At 75.2% G+C, this 15,033-nt stretch carries 12 protein-coding genes and 1 pseudogene; 7 read left to right on the plus strand and 6 right to left on the minus strand.

The annotated features are described in order from the left end of the window. Positions 1 to 12 precede the first annotated feature (12 nt). The 4 genes and pseudogenes from AB0D32_RS25800 to AB0D32_RS25815 all read right to left on the minus strand — a co-directional run bounded on the left by AB0D32_RS25800 (position 13) and on the right by AB0D32_RS25815 (position 3,487). A complete protein-coding gene (locus tag AB0D32_RS25800) occupies positions 13 to 1,317 on the minus strand; it encodes a VWA domain-containing protein (protein ID WP_357095561.1) in 1,305 nt (434 codons plus the stop codon). Beyond that, positions 1,291 to 1,524 (minus strand): annotated as a pseudogene (locus AB0D32_RS25805) (VWA containing CoxE family protein); the annotation flags it as partial. The pseudogene AB0D32_RS25805 and the gene AB0D32_RS25800, both read right to left, overlap by 27 nt. Further along, positions 1,521 to 2,981, minus strand: a complete 1,461-nt coding sequence (locus AB0D32_RS25810; protein ID WP_357095344.1) for a hypothetical protein — start codon at positions 2,979 to 2,981, stop codon at positions 1,521 to 1,523. The gene AB0D32_RS25810 and the pseudogene AB0D32_RS25805, both read right to left, overlap by 4 nt. Further along, positions 2,981 to 3,487, minus strand: a complete 507-nt coding sequence (locus AB0D32_RS25815) for a hypothetical protein (protein WP_357095347.1) — start codon at positions 3,485 to 3,487, stop codon at positions 2,981 to 2,983. Before AB0D32_RS25815 ends, AB0D32_RS25810 begins: the two co-directional genes overlap by 1 nt. Positions 3,488 to 3,940: 453 nt before the next feature. On the opposite strand from AB0D32_RS25815, the gene fxsA reads away from it, so the two are divergent. The 3 genes from fxsA to AB0D32_RS25830 all read left to right on the plus strand — a co-directional run bounded on the left by fxsA (position 3,941) and on the right by AB0D32_RS25830 (position 7,401). After that, positions 3,941 to 4,132 carry an FxSxx-COOH cyclophane-containing RiPP peptide gene (gene fxsA, locus AB0D32_RS25820; protein ID WP_357095351.1) on the plus strand — a complete coding sequence of 64 codons (192 nt, stop codon included), beginning with the start codon at positions 3,941 to 3,943 and terminating at the stop codon, positions 4,130 to 4,132. A gap of 199 nt (positions 4,133 to 4,331) precedes the next feature. After that, a complete protein-coding gene (locus AB0D32_RS25825; RefSeq protein ID WP_357095354.1) occupies positions 4,332 to 5,618 on the plus strand; it encodes an FxsB family cyclophane-forming radical SAM/SPASM peptide maturase in 1,287 nt (428 codons plus the stop codon). A gap of 4 nt (positions 5,619 to 5,622) precedes the next feature. Beyond that, positions 5,623 to 7,401 (plus strand): HEXXH motif-containing putative peptide modification protein, encoded by a 1,779-nt coding sequence (locus tag AB0D32_RS25830; protein ID WP_357095357.1) that lies wholly within the window; start codon positions 5,623 to 5,625, stop codon positions 7,399 to 7,401. Between the two features lie 40 nt (positions 7,402 to 7,441). On the opposite strand, the gene fxsT is transcribed toward AB0D32_RS25830, so the two are convergent. Together fxsT and AB0D32_RS25840 are read right to left on the minus strand one after the other, a co-directional pair. Then, positions 7,442 to 11,350, minus strand: a complete 3,909-nt coding sequence (gene fxsT, locus AB0D32_RS25835; RefSeq protein ID WP_357095362.1) for an FxSxx-COOH system tetratricopeptide repeat protein — start codon at positions 11,348 to 11,350, stop codon at positions 7,442 to 7,444. A gap of 16 nt (positions 11,351 to 11,366) precedes the next feature. Then, positions 11,367 to 12,599 carry a TIR-like protein FxsC gene (locus AB0D32_RS25840; protein WP_357095366.1) on the minus strand — a complete coding sequence of 411 codons (1,233 nt, stop codon included), beginning with the start codon at positions 12,597 to 12,599 and terminating at the stop codon, positions 11,367 to 11,369. A gap of 186 nt (positions 12,600 to 12,785) precedes the next feature. Here AB0D32_RS25840 and AB0D32_RS25845 point away from each other — a divergent pair, with 186 nt between their 5' ends. The 4 genes from AB0D32_RS25845 (at position 12,786) to AB0D32_RS25860 (ending at position 15,026) form a co-directional block, all read left to right on the plus strand. Continuing rightward, the gene (locus tag AB0D32_RS25845; RefSeq protein WP_357095369.1) at positions 12,786 to 13,166 is read left to right on the plus strand and encodes a metalloregulator ArsR/SmtB family transcription factor; all 381 of its coding nucleotides are present in this window, start codon (positions 12,786 to 12,788) and stop codon (positions 13,164 to 13,166) included. After that, on the plus strand, positions 13,163 to 13,804 hold the full coding sequence (locus tag AB0D32_RS25850; protein ID WP_357095372.1) for an SRPBCC family protein: 642 nt from the start codon (positions 13,163 to 13,165) through the stop codon (positions 13,802 to 13,804). Before AB0D32_RS25845 ends, AB0D32_RS25850 begins: the two co-directional genes overlap by 4 nt. A 128-nt stretch (positions 13,805 to 13,932) precedes the next feature. Beyond that, complete coding sequence (locus AB0D32_RS25855; RefSeq protein ID WP_357095375.1) at positions 13,933 to 14,502, plus strand: NADAR family protein; 570 nt, start codon at positions 13,933 to 13,935, stop codon at positions 14,500 to 14,502. An 11-nt stretch (positions 14,503 to 14,513) separates the two neighbouring features. Then, positions 14,514 to 15,026 carry an NUDIX domain-containing protein gene (locus tag AB0D32_RS25860; RefSeq protein ID WP_357095378.1) on the plus strand — a complete coding sequence of 171 codons (513 nt, stop codon included), beginning with the start codon at positions 14,514 to 14,516 and terminating at the stop codon, positions 15,024 to 15,026. Positions 15,027 to 15,033 lie beyond the last annotated feature (7 nt).

The following is a 15,033-nucleotide window of genomic DNA, read 5'->3' on the forward strand; positions in this document are numbered from 1 at the left end:
GGGGTTGTTCTCCTAGGTGAGGAAGCTCTTGAGCTCGAAGACGAGTTTGCGGATGTGGCCGGAGATGACGGGCGTGCCCAGGTCCTTGAGGCGTTGCCGGAACCAGGGGTTGACGCTCTGCTGGCCGGAGCTGTTGACCGAGCCGACCGGGATGAACCGCACCCCGGAACGGTGCACCGCCTCGATGCCGTCGAACAACGGCTGGGAGCGGTCGAACTCGTAGAAGTCCGAGATCCACACCATGACCGTGTTCTTCGGCTCGACGATCTTGGGACGGGCCAGCGCCATCGCGACCGGGCCGTCGTTGCCGCCGCCCAGCTTGGTACGCAGCAGCACCTCGAACGGGTCGTGCACCCACGGCGTGAGGTCAAGTGCCCGCGTGTCATACGCGATCAGGTGCACGTCCACCTTGGGCAGGCCGGCGAAGATCGACGCGAGGATGGTGCAGTTGACCATCGAGTCGACCATGGAGCCCGACTGGTCCACCACCACGATCAGCCGGGCGGGCGTGACCCGGCGGGCGGTCTGCCGGTAGTAGAGCCGGTCGACGTAGAGGCGCTCGTCCTCGGGGCTCCAGTTGGTCAGGTTCTGCCAGATGGTGCGGTCGAGGTCGAGGTTGCGGAACACCCGCTTCGGCGGCACGGACCGGTCGACGACGCCGACGCTGGTCTGCGCGACCTGCGTACGCAGCACCTCGGCGACCTCGTCGACGAACCGGCGGATGAGCGCCTTGGCGTTGGCCAGGGCCACCCCGGAGAGGTTCGCCTTGTCCCGCAGCAACTGCTCGATGAGCGACATGCTCGGCGTCAGCCGGCTGGCCAGCACCGGATCGGCCAGCACCTCCCGCAGGTGCATCCGGCGGACCAGGTCGCCCTCCAGGCCGGCCAGCACCGCGCCCAGGCCGTCGCCGCCCCCCTGCCGGCGCAGCCCGCCGGGTTCCATCCCGAGCGCCTGCTCGAACCAGCCGGCGTCGGACTGCCATCGGGCCAACTGGCCGGCGTCGACCGCCCCGTGGCCGGTGGCGAACACGTTGAGCAGCAGCTTCGACACCAGGGCCGCCCGGCGTACCTCGGCGGCGCCCGGCGCGGCCGGCGCTCCGTCACCACCGGGCCCGGCGACGGGTTCGGATCCCGGGACGCCCGCGGCGGCGGAGCCGCCGGTGTCCACCGGCGCGGCGGCGGGACCGGGCCCCGGCACGGCTGCCGACCCCGGTCCTGGCCCGACGGTCGGGCCGGCGGGCGAGGGGTGCGCGTCGGTGGCCGGCAGGCCCGCGCCGTCGGGCGTCGGTCGGAGCAGGCCACGCAGCTCGTCGGCGATGGCCGGGAAGCGCTGGACGACGGTGTCCACCGACACCGCTGGATCCAGCAGGGCGGCAGGCAGGCCGAGGTCGTCGACGACCGCCATGCTGGCCGCTTCCAGGGTGGGCTGCTCGTCGGGGTCGAAGAGCCGGGCCAGCAGCCGCCAGTAGAGCACCTGGCGCCGGTTGGCGTCGGCGAGGTCCGTGGGCGTCGGCGAGTCGGTCATCGGCGCAGCAACCGTCCCGCGCGCTCGCGCAGCACCGCCACGGCGTCGCCCGCCCTGGCCTCGGCCTTGGCGACCTTCGGGTCGGTGACCCCAGCCGCCCAGTCGCCGGTGTGCGCGTCGGCCGACCGGCGTTTGACGGTGGCCCGCACCGCCAGGGGTTGCAGCAGCCACCGGCCGTCGTCCCACCGCATCAGGCCGAGGCACGCGGACGAGGCGGCGACCAGGTCGGGGGTGAGCGGGCCGCAGGAGGGCAGCCGGTCGACCGCGACGGCGATCGGCTGGCCGTCGAGCACGAAGGTCGTCGCGCCGTCGTCGTCGCGCACGGTGTAGCCCTCCATGAGCACGGGCTCGGCGATCCCGACGGGGTGCCGATCCAGTGGCGCCGACGCCGCCGCGACCGCCGTCGGCAACAGGACCCGGGCGGTGGCGAACGGATCGACCGGCTCGCCGAGTCGTACCCGGTCGTCGTGCCAGAGCAGGTCCGCGCCGTGCAGGGGCAGACCGGTGACCGTCAGGCAGCGCCGCTCGGCGAGCGCGGCCAGCAGCACGGGGTGGTCGTCGAGCAGACGCCACAGCGCCGGCCCGACGATCGTCTCCACCTTGACCGCGCCCACCGCGCAGCGGACCAGCCGGGGCGGGCCACCGTCGGCCGGCTCGAGGATCGCGTGCAGCTGTGCCTGCACGGCGGTGTCGTGCTCGTGCACGTCGACGCCCAGCACGAGCAGTCGCCCGGAGACCTCCTCGACGGCGGCCGGCGCGACGGCGGCCGGCGCGACGGCGGCCGGCGCGACGGCGGCCGGCGCGGCCCGGGCCAGCAGCACACCCCGGGCCCAGAGGTCGGCCCAGCGCCGGACCGGCGGCTGCGTCATCGTGGCGACCGGCACACACGCCCGCAGCTCGGCGGCGAGCCCGTCGAGCAGCACCGCCAGCCGGCGCAGGCCGGGCTCGGCGAGGGCGGCCTCGATCGGCGAGGACGCCGCGGCCACCAGCTCGTGGTCGACGCCGCCCCACCCGGTGACCGCCACCTCGTGCAGCCAGGCGCGGGCGGCGGCGCGGGCCGCGGACCCGTCGCCCGGCGGCTCGCCGGTGCCGGAGGACGCGACAGTGGTCGCAGGCGGGGTCGAGGTGGCGCGGGCCCGGCCCAGCGCGGTGTCGAGCTGCCCGAGCAGCGCGTCGTGGGCGGCGCCGAGCAGGGCGCACCGGGCTCCGGCGAGGGCGACGAGGTGTTCCTCGACCACCGAGCCGGCGGTCACCTTGCCGGCCGCCTCGGCCACCCGGTCGCCGAGCGGGGTGGTGGCCAGCGCGCCGGCCAGGGCGGCCAGCGCCGCCGCGTCCTCCTCACCCACCCGGGCGAGGCCACGGACCAGGGCGTCGTCGAGGCCGGCGACCAGGTCGAGGGCGTCGGTCAGGCCGGTCGGGGTGCCGTCGCGCAGGACGGCGAGCTGTGTGCCGAGCATCAGCGGCCCGCCCCGGTGGCCGGGAACCAGTGCAGCTCGGGCAGGGGAGCCGTGCTGCCGGGCAGTTCCAGGTAGGACAGGTGGCGCAGGAAGCGGCTGAACACGACGGCGGCGGGGGTCGGCTCGTGCCGCGCGTCCAGGGCGGCGAGCAACTTCCCGGCGGTGTCCGCCCCGGCGCCGACGTCGACCCGCAGGTAGCGGGCGACCCGGTCGGCGCCGTACTGCAACAGGGCCTCCTCGGCCAGGGCGTGCAGGTGCTTGCAGGGGGCGCCGCGCAGCCCGCCGCAGGGGCGGTTGTTGTTGGTGCTGCAGTGGTAGGCGTGGGTGCCGGAGGCGATCGACGACACGTAGACCCGCTCGACGTCCGACCCGCTGGACACCACCCCCTGCAACCGCCCGTCGGCCAACTCCACGAAGGGCACCTTGGCCAGCTTGCGGGGCCGCGCGGGCGGCACCACCCGCACCGTGCTGCGCCTTCGCCACGCGGTCCGTTCCGCGTCAGCCACTGTCCCGACCTCCCGTCCGCCGTTGCCGGCGCACCCATGACGATGCGGACGCCGGAACCAGGCCGGCGTCGCTGTGACGACAAGGATCATGGAGTACGGGTACGACACGACCGTGAGTCGGGTTTGCGGACGGCGGTCGCTCGGGACGCCGCCGCGCCCCTATGCTTCGGTCACCGACGCGGACGGGAGGCGGGATGGCACCGGTCATCGCGATCCTGGGCGGCGCCGACCCCGTCCGGGCCCGCGGCCTGCCGTCACGCGACGCCGGGCGGGGTGTCGCCGACGCCGGGGATCCGGGCCGCCGACCGGTCGGCCGGGGTTGTCCCGGCGCCGCCGCCCGCAGCACGGGGCTCCGGTGTCGGGCCGTCGCGGCCGGCTCCCGATGGTGTAGAAAAGGCGGGGTGAGCGCAGCGATGACGCGCGGCAGGATCCACGGTCGCCGGATGGTCCACCATGGCTGAGACCGAGCTGCCGCAGCCGCCCGTGGAGGCGGGCCCCGCCCTGGTACGGCTGGGGGACATCCCGCTGGCCGACCTGCTCGCCGGTGCCGGTGACGGCGTGCTGGCCCACGTGCTCGGCACGCTCGTTGCCGGCGACGAGCCGGGCCGGCACCTCGACGTGTCGGCGTTCGAGTCGAGCTTCTGACGTGTCCGCCGGCGCCCCGACGTCGGCCGCCCCGCCGAACCCTGGCCACACCGGCCCGCCGCACCCTGGACATGCCGGCCCGCCGACCCGCCACGACCCCTCGGAACCGGCCGCGGAGCACCGCGGGCGCACCCCGGGAGTCGGTGCGACGCCAGCCGTTGGAAGCGGCGCGACGCCGCCACCCCTGGTACGGCAACTCGTGCTCAAGGTGCACAGCCGGTGCAACCTGGCGTGCGACCACTGTTACGTCTACCGGCACGCGGACCAGCGGTGGCGGGAGCGGCCCCGGGTGATCGCCCCCGGCACCGTGGCCCAGGTCGCGCGGCGCCTCGGCGAGCACCTGGCGCGGCACGGGCACGACCGGGTACGCGTCGTGCTGCACGGCGGCGAGCCGCTGCTGGCCGGTCCGGCGGTGCTCGACCGGACCATCCGCACCCTGCGCGCGGCGCTGCCGCCGGGCGCGGCGCTCGACATCGGCGTGCAGACCAACGGCGTGCTGCTGGACGAGGAGTTCCTGGCGCTGTGCCACCGGCACGACATCGACGTCGGGGTGAGCCTCGACGGTGACCGGGCCGCCAACGACCGGCACCGCCGCTATGCCGACGGGCGGGGCAGCTTCGGCGACGTGGCCGCCGCGCTGCGACTGCTCGCCCGAGACGAGCACCGGCCACGCTGGGCGGGGCTGCTCTGCACGATCGACCTGGCCAACGACCCGCTGCGCGTCTACGACTCGCTGCTCGCGTTCGCCCCGCCCCGACTGGACCTGCTGCTGCCGCACGGCAACTGGACCACTCCCCCGCCGGGACTCAGGCCGGGCGGCTCCGAGACCCCGTACGGCGACTGGTTGGTGGCCGTCTTCGACCGCTGGTACCCGACCACCCCCCGGCGGACCGGCATCCGGTTGTTCGAGTCGCTGATCGCGCTGGTGCTCGGCGGTCGCAGCGGCACCCGGGCGCTGGGCTTCGCCGAGCCGGACATCATGACGATCGAGACCGACGGCACCATCGAGGGCACCGACACCCTGAAGACGACCGACGACGCGTCGATGCGTACCGGCCTCGACGTCTTCCGGCACTCCTTCGACGAGGCGCTGCGGCATCCGTCGCTGGCCGGCCGCCCCACCGGTCCGGCGGCCCTGGCCGCCGAGTGCCGGGCCTGCCCGGTGCTCAGCGCCTGCGGCGGTGGCCTCTACGCGCACCGCTTCCGCGCCGGCGCCGGATTCGCGCACCCGTCGGTCTACTGCCCCGACCTCTTCCGGCTGATCCGGCACGTGCAGCGGACGGTGGCCGCAGACGTCGACGACCTCCGCCGCGCCCTGGCCACCCCGGCGGGCGCCTCCGCCCCCACTGCCGGCGCCGGTGGGCCCGCGCCGGCCGGGGAAGCCGCACGGGTCGCCCCGAACGGCCCCGCGCTCACGGCGAAAGCCGCACCGGCCGAGCCGGATGGGCCCGTGCCGGCGCGGTGGGCCGCCCCGGACCGGCGGTGAGCCGGTGGTGCTCTCCCCCGCCCAGCTCGCCGGCCTGGCCGCGGGGCACGGCGACGACGCGACGCTGACGGTGCTGCGCGCCGGGCAGCTCGGACGGCGGCGGCTGCTGACCGTCGCCGCCGCGCGCGCCGGCGGGGACGGGCCGCCGGTGCGGGAGTCCCTCGCCCTGCTGACCCGCGCCGAGCAAGCGGACCCGGCGGCGGTCGCCCACGTCCTGGCCCATCCGCCGGTCACCGGCTGGGCCACGACCGCGCTTCGCGGCCACCCCGACGCGGGTTACCTGGCCGGGCTGGCGGTCGCCGCCGCCGTCCGCGCGGGTCTGCCCTTCACGCTCGCCGTGCCCTGCCCCGGGGGCGTGCTGTTGCTGCCCACGCTGGGCGGCGCGGTCGGGCTCGGCACCGGCCCCGCGGTGGTCCGCGGCGTCGGCGGGCGGTACGACGGCCGGTCGGCGGCCGACGGCGTCGCCCCGCCGGGGCTGTCGGTGCACGGTCCGGCCGGCGCCGTGCACGCCCCGGCCGACGGGCCCGGCGGGGACCGCCTCCCGGGCCGCCCGTGGCTGCCGTCCCGCCGGCTCACCCCGATCCGCGACGCGCCCCCGGCCGAGGTGCTCGTCGACGACCAGGATCCGTACCGGCACCGGTACCACCGGCCGCCGACGGGCCGGCTGGACGACGCGGCGGCGGCCCGGCTCGACCGGCTGAGCGGGCAGGCGTGGCAGTGGCTGACCGAGCGACTGCCCGCGCACAGCCGGGGGCTGGGCGTGCTGCTGCGTTCGCTGGTGCCGCTGACGCCGCCGCCGTCCGGGCACCCGGTCAGCGCGACCAGCCGGGCGGCGCTGGGCGCGATCGCGGTCTCCGTGCCGGCCGACCCGGAGACCCTCGCGCTGCTGCTGGTGCACGAGTTGCAGCACACCAAGCTGGGCGCGCTGCTGGACCTGCTGCCGCTGCACGCGCCGGGCGGGCCGGCCAGCTACCGGGCACCCTGGCGGTGGGACCCGCGCCCGGTCGGCGCGCTGCTCCAGGGCGCGTACGCCCACCTGGGGGTGGCCGAGGTGTGGCGCTGCCGGCGGCACGAGGGGGTGCGCAGCGCGTTCGAGTACGCGTACTGGCGGGAGCAGACCGCGCGGGCGGTGGCGCAGCTGGCCGGCAGCGCCGAGCTGACCGACGACGGGCGGGCGTTCGTGGCGGGCATGGCCGGCACGCTGCGCGGCTGGGGGGCCGACGGCGACGGGCGGGTCGGAGCGGCGGCGCGGGACGTCGCCGACGGCGGGGCGGTGCGCTGGGCGCTGGCCAACCTGACCCCGTCGGACGACGACGTGGACGAGGCGGCGCACGCGTGGCGGCGGGGTCGGCGGAGCCCGCCGCCGGTCGGGCCGCCCACCGTCGTGCCCGGTCCGGCCCGGCCGGCGCTGACCGGCGACACCGGGCCGGAGGCGGCGGTGCGGCACCGGCTGCTGGGGGCGGACCGGACGGGATCGCGTTCCGGCGTCGACCCGGCCTCGCCGCGGGCGGGAGACGCGACGCCCCGCCCGGACGAGGCCGACCGCGCGTACGCCGCGGGTGACGCGGAAGCTGCTCTGGCCGCGTACCGTCGCCGGCTCGCCGGGGATCCCGGGGACACCGACGCGCTGGTCGGGGTCGCGCTGGCCACCGCGCGGCTGGGGCGTACGGCCGCCGCCCGGATGCTGACCACCCGCCCGGACCTGGTCCGGGCGCTGTGCCACCGGTTGCCGGGGGTCGACCCGGTGGCGGTCGCGACCTGGCTGGCCGGCGGTCCCGCCTAGCCGCGCCACCCGGCGACCGGACGGCGCGGGGCGGGCCGGGTCAGAGCAGGGCGGGCTCGATGTAGCCGTTGAACCGGTCCCGCTGGCGGGCCTGGAGCACCCGCGGGTTGTCGCCGCCGAACAGCTGCACCAACTGACCGAACGCGTCGTCGTAGAGGGCGCGGCCGGCGTCTGCCTCGCTCTCGGTGGCCATCCTGCTGACCGCCAGGTTGACCGACGCCGAGACGGTGTCCGGGTGGTCGGCGCCGAACGCCCGGGTCAGCTCGACGTACGCGGTGGTGTCCAGCAGCAGGGCGGCGTCGCGCTCGCCGAGGGCGAACAGGTCGTTGGCGAGGTTGAGCGTGGCGAGCAGGGTGTGCGGGTGCCGCTCGCCGAGACTGGCCAGGAGCTGGTCGCGGACCCGCTGGGCGAGGTCCCGGGACTGCGGGTGCTCACCGGCCTTGCGCAGGAACACGCCGAGGTTGTTGAGACAGGCCAGGGTGATCGCGTGGTCGGCGCCGAGCACGTCGGTGTAGCCGTCGCGCAGCCGCCGCGCCATCCGCAGCGCGGTCGGGTTGTCGCCCACCGCCGACCAGGTGGTGGCCAGCGCCATCTCGCAGGAGAGGGTGTCGGCGTGGTCGCCGCCGAGGGTGCGCTGGTAACGCACCACCGTCCGTTCCAGCACCCGGTGGGCGTCGGCGAAGCGGCCGAGCTGGCGCAGGGTCAGCGCCAGCTCCTTGGCCGTACGCAGGGTCTCCGGGTGGTCGGGGCCGATGACCTTCTGCTGGGTGACGGAGGTACGTTGCAGGACGCTGTGCGAGCGCCACAGTTCCCCGGTGTCGCGCAGCCCCCGGCCGTAGTTGCTGGCCGAGGCGAGGGTGGACGGGTCCTCCTCGCCGAAGCGTTCCCGGCGCCGCTCGTAGATGTGCTGGTCGAGCTGGGCCGCCTCGCGGAAGTGTCCGACCAGGCGCAGCGAGACGGCGAGGTTGTTCTCGGCGGTGAGGGTACGGCCGCTGTCCTCGCCGAAGCCGCGGATGCTCAGCTCCAGGGTGCGCCGGTCGCGCTGCTCGGCGTCGTGGTAGCGGCCCTGGGCGCGCAGGTCGGCGCCGAGGCTGCGGGCCGTCATCAGGGTGTAGAGGTGCTGCTCGCCGAAGATCCGGCGCTGCCGGTCGTAGACGTCCTGGTCGATCTCGAAGGCCCGGTCGAAGAGGCTCTGCGCCCGCAGGACGTTGGCCAGGTGGAACCGCATCCGCAGCGTGGTCGGGTCGTCGTCGTCGGTGTCGCGCCAGCGTTGCAGGGCGTCCTCGGCCAGCGAACGCGCGGTCTCGTAGTCCCCGCGCCGGTAGAGGTAGCGCACCGTGTCGGCGACGAGCTGCCGGGCCTCTTCGGCCGTCGACTCGTGCAGCGCCGAGGGCCGTACGTGCGGCCACAGCTCGGCGTAGCGCGGCCAGTTGGCCGGCTTGTCCGGGTCGCGGGGGCTGGCGGCGGCGAGCAGCAGCTGGGCCTGGCGACGGGTCTCGGCCGGGTCGTCGAGCTGGTCCTTGATGACCAGCTGCACGAGCCGGTGGATGCGGACGGTGTTGTTCTCCGCGTCGACCTGGGCGAGGCCGTAGCGGCCCAGCTCGGCGGTGACCAGCCCTTGCAGGATCGGGTCGGTGAGGGTGGGGTCGAAGGGGGCCATGAAGACGGCGAACCGCTCGCCGGTGAGCATCGTGACGGGGATCGGCTCGGGGGCGTAGTACGAGCACAGCTCCAGCAGGCGGGCGGCGGCCGGCTTCTCCTGCCGCAGCTGGCGCAGGGTCACCAGCCAGGTCGCGGCGAGCGCCTTGGAGTAGCCGGCCGACTGCCGGCCCTCCAGGATGCGCAGCAGGCCGGGGGTGTCCAGCGACGCGAGGTACTGCGCCACCGGCAGCGCCGTGGCCCGCAGGTAGGCCGCGCCCTGCTCGACCGCCAGCGGGAGGTCGCCGAGCTTCTCCGCGACCTGGGTCGCCTCGTCCTCGCTGAGGCCGCGGACGCGCTCGCGCAGCAGCTGGACGCTCTCCATCCGGTCGAAGACGGTCAGCTCGGTGGCGGTGGCGTACTCGCTCCAGCTCTGGTCGCGGGTGGTGAGCAGGACGTGTCCCTGGCCCTGCGGGATCAGCGCCCGGGTCGCCCGGGACGGCTCGTCGGCGTTGTCCATGATGATCAGCCAGCGTCGGCCCGGGCCGCCCCGGCGCAGCGCGTCGAGCACCCGCCGTACCGCCTCGCCGCCGCCGGCCGCGAGCCCCATCGCCTCGGCGAGGTCGGCCAGCCCGCCCCGGATCCGCTCCTCGCTGTCGGCGGGGACCCACCAGACCACGTCGTAGTCGCGGGCGAAGCGCAGCGCGTACTCGGCGGCGAGCTGGGTCTTGCCGACCCCGCCCAGACCGTGGATCACCTGCACGCCGGAGGCGGGCGAGGCGGTCAGCCGGTCGCGCAGCGCCTCCAGCTGCGCCGCCCGGCCGACGAAGGTGGTGCCGTGCTGGCGCACGTTCCACACCCCGGGAAACGATCCGGGGAACCGGCCGACCGCCCGACCGGTCACCGCGTGCGCGGGCGCGCCGACCTCCTCGAGCAGCAGGGTCCGGGCGGTGCCGGCGTCGGCGTCGGCGAGGTCGACCGGGGTGCGGTCGGTGTAGGGCAGGGCGAGCCGGGACTCGTCGACCCGCAGCGGCACCAGGACGCCGGTGCCGGCGATCTGGTCCCGGCTGGCGGCGACCTTCCACGCCTCCCCGGCCAGCGGGGTGGCCGCGAAGTGCCGGGTCAGCACCACCAGCACCCGGCTGGCGGCGGCGAGCGCCCGGTCGAACTCGGCCCGGCCACCCGCGCGGACCGGCACGTCGACCGCGCGCCGGTCCACCCGCAGGCCGGCCTCCTCGAGCTGGTCGCTGATCCACTCCGCCCAGAGGCGGTCCATCGAGGCGTAGGCGACCAGCACGGTCTGCTCGGCGGTGAGCCGGGACCGCTCGAACGCGGTCAGCGACCGGCGCCGGTCCTCCTCCGGCATCGGCTCCAGCCGGGTGACCCGGCCTCCGGTCACCACCGACGTGAGCTGCTCGTACGCCGCCAGCAGCGTGCCGGACTGCTCCGGGCGGTCGCCGAACGCGGCGAGGATCTCCTCGTAGGCGTAGAACGCGCGGTACGGCACCTCGATGGTGTTCCAGTAGCGGGCCCGCGCGGCGTCGGAGAGGTGGTCGAGGAACGACGCGAACTCCGCCCGGACCAGGTCCCGGCCGGTCTCCAGCTTGCGCAGCTCGGCGTCCTCCACCCGGGTCGGCACCGGCACCAGCAGCGGCGGGTCGTCCACGCGCTGGGCGCGGATCGACCGGGCCACGGCCGCCGCGCCCCGGATGCTCTGCGTGGACATGGTGAAGCAGTTGACGACGGTGTCGGGCAGTTGCACGGTGCAGATGCCGGCGACGTCGCTCAGGCCCGTGCGGCTGTCGATCAGCACGATGTCGTACTCGGCCCGCATCTGGGCACGGACGGCGTCGAAGAAGGCCGCCCCGCCCTGGCGTTCGTAGAAGTTCGACCAGTCGAAGGTGCTCACCAGCCGCGAGTACGCCGAGTCCTGCTGGCCCGCCGCCACGAAGTCGATCACGCCGCCGTGCGGGAACTCCCAGTTCAGCGAGACCGCCCGCCGCTGGATCTTGGCGTGCCCGGCGAGCAGCTCCTGGGGGTCGTCCGCGGGGTTGCGCTGCATCGTGGCCATCGAGTAATCCCAGATCATCTCGATGACCCCGGGGGTGGCCCGCAGTTCGGAGTCGCGCAGGAACGGGTGGAAGTAGCGGTGCAGGCCGGGTGATTCCAGGTCCCAGTCCACCACGAGCACCTGGAGCCCCTGGCTGGCCAGGATCCAGGCGACGTTGGCCAGCGCCATCGTGCGCCCCGTGCCGCCCTTGTACGAGTAGAACGTGACGATCTGCCCGCGTGCCGCGTCGTTCACCACCATCGGCTGCCCGCCTCCATCAGGGACCTTCGAGGATCGGGCGGTGCACCGAGCCGTCCGACGGCGGCTCCTGGTAGACCGTGCCCGTACGGTAGATGCGACTCTGGGCCACGACCAGCGCGTCCTCCAGCTCGGCGTGGAAGCGACCCGCGGTGGCGATCTCCGGTCGCCACATCGCGGGGTCGTTGCGCACCACGTGGTGCGAGAGGACGCGCGCCAGGGTCTCCCACATCCGCTGGTTGCCGTCGGCTGCCGCGTTGTCGGCGGCGGTCCAGGGCACCAGCACCGGGGCGGTGGTGTCGGGGTCGCGGTCGTAGCCGACCAGGGTCAGCTCGTAGCGCGGCAGGCCGGCCGACCAGACGTCCACCACGAGCACGACGATCTGGTTGTGCGCCCGGGCCCACTCCCGCACCTCGGTGAGGTCCGCGGCGTCCTCCACCGTCCAGCCGTAGCTCTTGGTGGTGGCGATGGCCCCGGCGTAGCTGCCGATCGGCGCCTCCAGCTCGGGGCGGTACGGCCGCCAGTCCCGGGCCAGCACGCCGTAGCGGTCCTCCGCCCCGGGCCGGGTGTCGGCCAGCTCCGCCGAGCTGCCGGCTACCAGGACGAACCAGACGTGCCGGGCGCTGGTGGCGCGGGGCACCCGGGCGGGGGCCGATCCGGCCGCCGGCCGCCGTCGCGGCGCCTCGAAGGCGCTGGTGACCTCGGCGAGCACCGGGCGCCGGGCGGGGCGGGCCAGGCGGTGGTCGCGGTCGGTCTGCACGATGTGCTTGGCCAGCGCGTCGACGAAGTCCTGGTAGTCGTCGTGGTGCCGGCGGCGCTGCTTCAGGGTGAGCAGCCCGTCCTGGGCGTACACCACGCCGGCCGGGAAGTTCTTGTGCTGGAAGCCGGTCAGCACCTCGGGCATGCGGTCGCAGGGGATCCAGCGAATCGGCAGGACGGCAGGGGGGCGGCGGCGGAACTCCCGCTCGTGCGCGTCCACCCGGTCGGCGAAGACCCGGAACTCGCGTCCACAGTAGTCGCTCACCACGTACCGGGGGGAGGTCAGCGCCACCAGGCAGGAGGTCGTGGCGAGCGCGTCGGCCAGCTCGTGCGACCAGGTCGCGCCGAGCGGCATCTGCCCGTCGATGAATCCCGCCTCGTCCCACCCCACGCCGGCCAGCCGGGCCACCGCCTCGCTGAGGTCGCCGAAGAACTCCTGCACCTGACCGTTGCGGTTGTCCTCGTGGGCGTAGCTCAGGAAGAAAAGTGGCACGCCCGCCTCCGCTCACGGGTTCCACGACAGTACGGAAATTATAGGTCCGTCGATGCCAGGGTAGCGTCGTGCGATCTTCGCACCGACCCCGCGAAGAGTCGTATCCCCGACGGTTCTCGCGTATCGGGGCCACACCGCGTCGCATCACCACCCCCTTAAATAAGCCCGGCCTGATATAAAGGTCCGGTGCATGCCTTCGACGTACTCGGTGACCCGGTGCGGCGCCGCATCCTCGAACTGCTCACCGACGGCGAGATGACCGCCGGCGGGCTCTGCGACGTGATCCGGCGGGAGTTCGGCATCTCCCAGCCGGCCGTCTCCCAGCACCTGAGGGTGCTGCGGGACAACGGCTTCGCCACCGTCCGGGCGGAGGGAACCCGGCGTCTCTACGCCGTCGATCCCGGGCCGCTGCGGGAGGTCGACCGCTGGCTCGACCACTTCCGCCGGTTCTGGACGCCGCCCCTGCACGCCCTCGCGACCGAACTGGCCCGAGGCAGGCGCGAACGGCGACTGCGTGAGCAGCCCGCCGCGACGGACGACCCGACCGACCACAGGAGAGACCGATGACCGACGTGACCGAACAGATCAACGCCGTACGCCGCCAGCTCGGCCGGCGGGTGCTGGAGGCCGGCGAGGCCCGGGTCCTGACCATCAGCCAGACGTACGACGCGCCGCTGGAGGACGTCTGGGACGCCTGCACCAACGCCGAACGCATCCCCCGCTGGTTCATGCCGGTCTCGGGCGATCTGCGGCTGCACGGCCGCTACCAACTGGAGGGCAACGCCGGCGGCACGGTCGAGCGCTGCGACCCGCCGAAGGGCTTCGCCGCCACCTGGGAGTTCGGCGGCGAGGTGAGCTGGATCGAGGTGCGGCTGACGCCGGTCGAGGACGGCCGGACCCGGTTCGAGCTGGACCACGTCGCGCACGTCGGCCAGGAGCGCTGGGACCAGTACGGCCCGGGCGCGCTCGGGGTCGGCTGGGACCTGGGACTGCTCGGGCTGGCCTCGCATCTCGCCGCCGACGGCAGCGGGGTCACGCCGGAGGAGAGCGAGGCCTGGATGGTCTCCGAGGAGGGCCGGCGGTTCGTGACGGCGAGCAGCGAGCGGTGGGGCGAGGCGAGCGTCGCCGACGGCACCGACGCCGGGGAGGCCCGGGCCGCCGCGGAACGCACCACCGCCTTCTACACCGGCACGCCGACGGCCTGACCGCGCCCGGAGGCGCCGGCGCCGGACGCGGTGCCGGCGCCGGCGTACCGGCCGGTGCTGCCGGCACCGGGGCGGGCCGACGCGGAAATGCGGGGCGTTCCGTCGGTCCCCTCGGGCAGACTCGCCGCATGTCCCCCCGATCCGTCGACGACCTCGTCGCCGCCACCCGCACCGGCAGGAAGATCCGCTACCTGTTCTTCTGGGGTCACCGGCCGCAGCGCGACGGCAGCGTCGGGCCCGGCTGCCTGAGCCAGTGGTGGCCGGCCCCGTTCAGCGACGGCGAGCGGACGTACGCCACCGCCGAGCACTGGATGATGTGGCAGAAGGCGATGCTGTTCGGCGACACCGACATCGCGGAGCGGATCCTGGCGGCCGGGCATCCGCACCGCGCGAAGTCGCTGGGCCGACAGGTGCGCGGCTTCGACCAGGCGACCTGGGAGGCCCGGCGTCACGACGTCGTGGTGGCGGGCAGCGTCGCCAAGTTCGGCCAGCACGACGACCTGCGGGCGTTTCTGCTGGGCACCGGCGAACGGGTGCTCGTGGAAGCCAGCCCGGTCGACCGTGTCTGGGGCATCGGCCTGGCCGCCGACGACCCGCACGTGCACGATCCGGCGCGCTGGCGGGGTCCGAACCTGCTCGGTTTCGCCCTGATGGCGGCCCGCGACGCCCTTCGCGACGGCCCCCGGCGGGCCGGGTAACGTGCTGCGGCATGACCGCCGCGGCACACTCCCACTGTTCCTTCTGCGGCGCCGCCTACCCGGCGGTTGCCGGGTGGCCGCGGGTCTGCGCGATCTGCGGCGAGACGGTCTGGCGCAACCCGCTGCCCGTCGCGGTGGCGGTGCTGCCGGTCCGCACGGCCCGGGGCCTCGGCGTGGTCGTCGTCCGCCGCGACATCGAGCCGGCCCGCGGCCAGCTCGCGCTGCCGGGCGGCTTCATCGAGTACGGCGAGGAGTGGCAGGAAGCGCTGGTCCGGGAGCTGTGGGAGGAGACCGGCCTGCGTGCCGACGCCGCCGACGCCCGGCTCCTCGCGGTGCACGGCGCCCCGGCCGGCGGCACGATGATGGTCTTCGGCGAGCTGCCCGAGCGGCGGGCCGAGGCGCTGCCGCCGTCGGCGCCGACCGCGGAGGCCACCGAGTGGCTGGTGCTCACCGAGGCGACCGAACTGGCCTTCTCCACCCACACCCGGGTGCTCGCCGACTTCCTCGCCCGACGCGCGGGCTGAGCGGTCG

This window comes from Micromonospora sp. NPDC048170 (assembly GCF_040652795.1).
In the GTDB taxonomy this organism is placed as follows: domain Bacteria; phylum Actinomycetota; class Actinomycetes; order Mycobacteriales; family Micromonosporaceae; genus Micromonospora.

Excerpts from the sequence above, each read along its gene's own strand:
- AB0D32_RS25855 (WP_357095375.1), top strand. The coding sequence starts at position 13,933 with ATGTCCCCCCGATCCGTCGACGACCTCGTCGCCGCCACCCGCACCGGC.
- fxsT (WP_357095362.1), bottom strand. The coding sequence starts at position 11,350 with ATGGTGGTGAACGACGCGGCACGCGGGCAGATCGTCACGTTCTACTCG.
- AB0D32_RS25810 (WP_357095344.1), bottom strand. The coding sequence starts at position 2,981 with ATGCTCGGCACACAGCTCGCCGTCCTGCGCGACGGCACCCCGACCGGC.
- AB0D32_RS25850 (WP_357095372.1), top strand. The coding sequence starts at position 13,163 with ATGACCGACGTGACCGAACAGATCAACGCCGTACGCCGCCAGCTCGGC.
- fxsA (WP_357095351.1), top strand. The coding sequence starts at position 3,941 with ATGGCTGAGACCGAGCTGCCGCAGCCGCCCGTGGAGGCGGGCCCCGCC.
- AB0D32_RS25860 (WP_357095378.1), top strand. The coding sequence starts at position 14,514 with ATGACCGCCGCGGCACACTCCCACTGTTCCTTCTGCGGCGCCGCCTAC.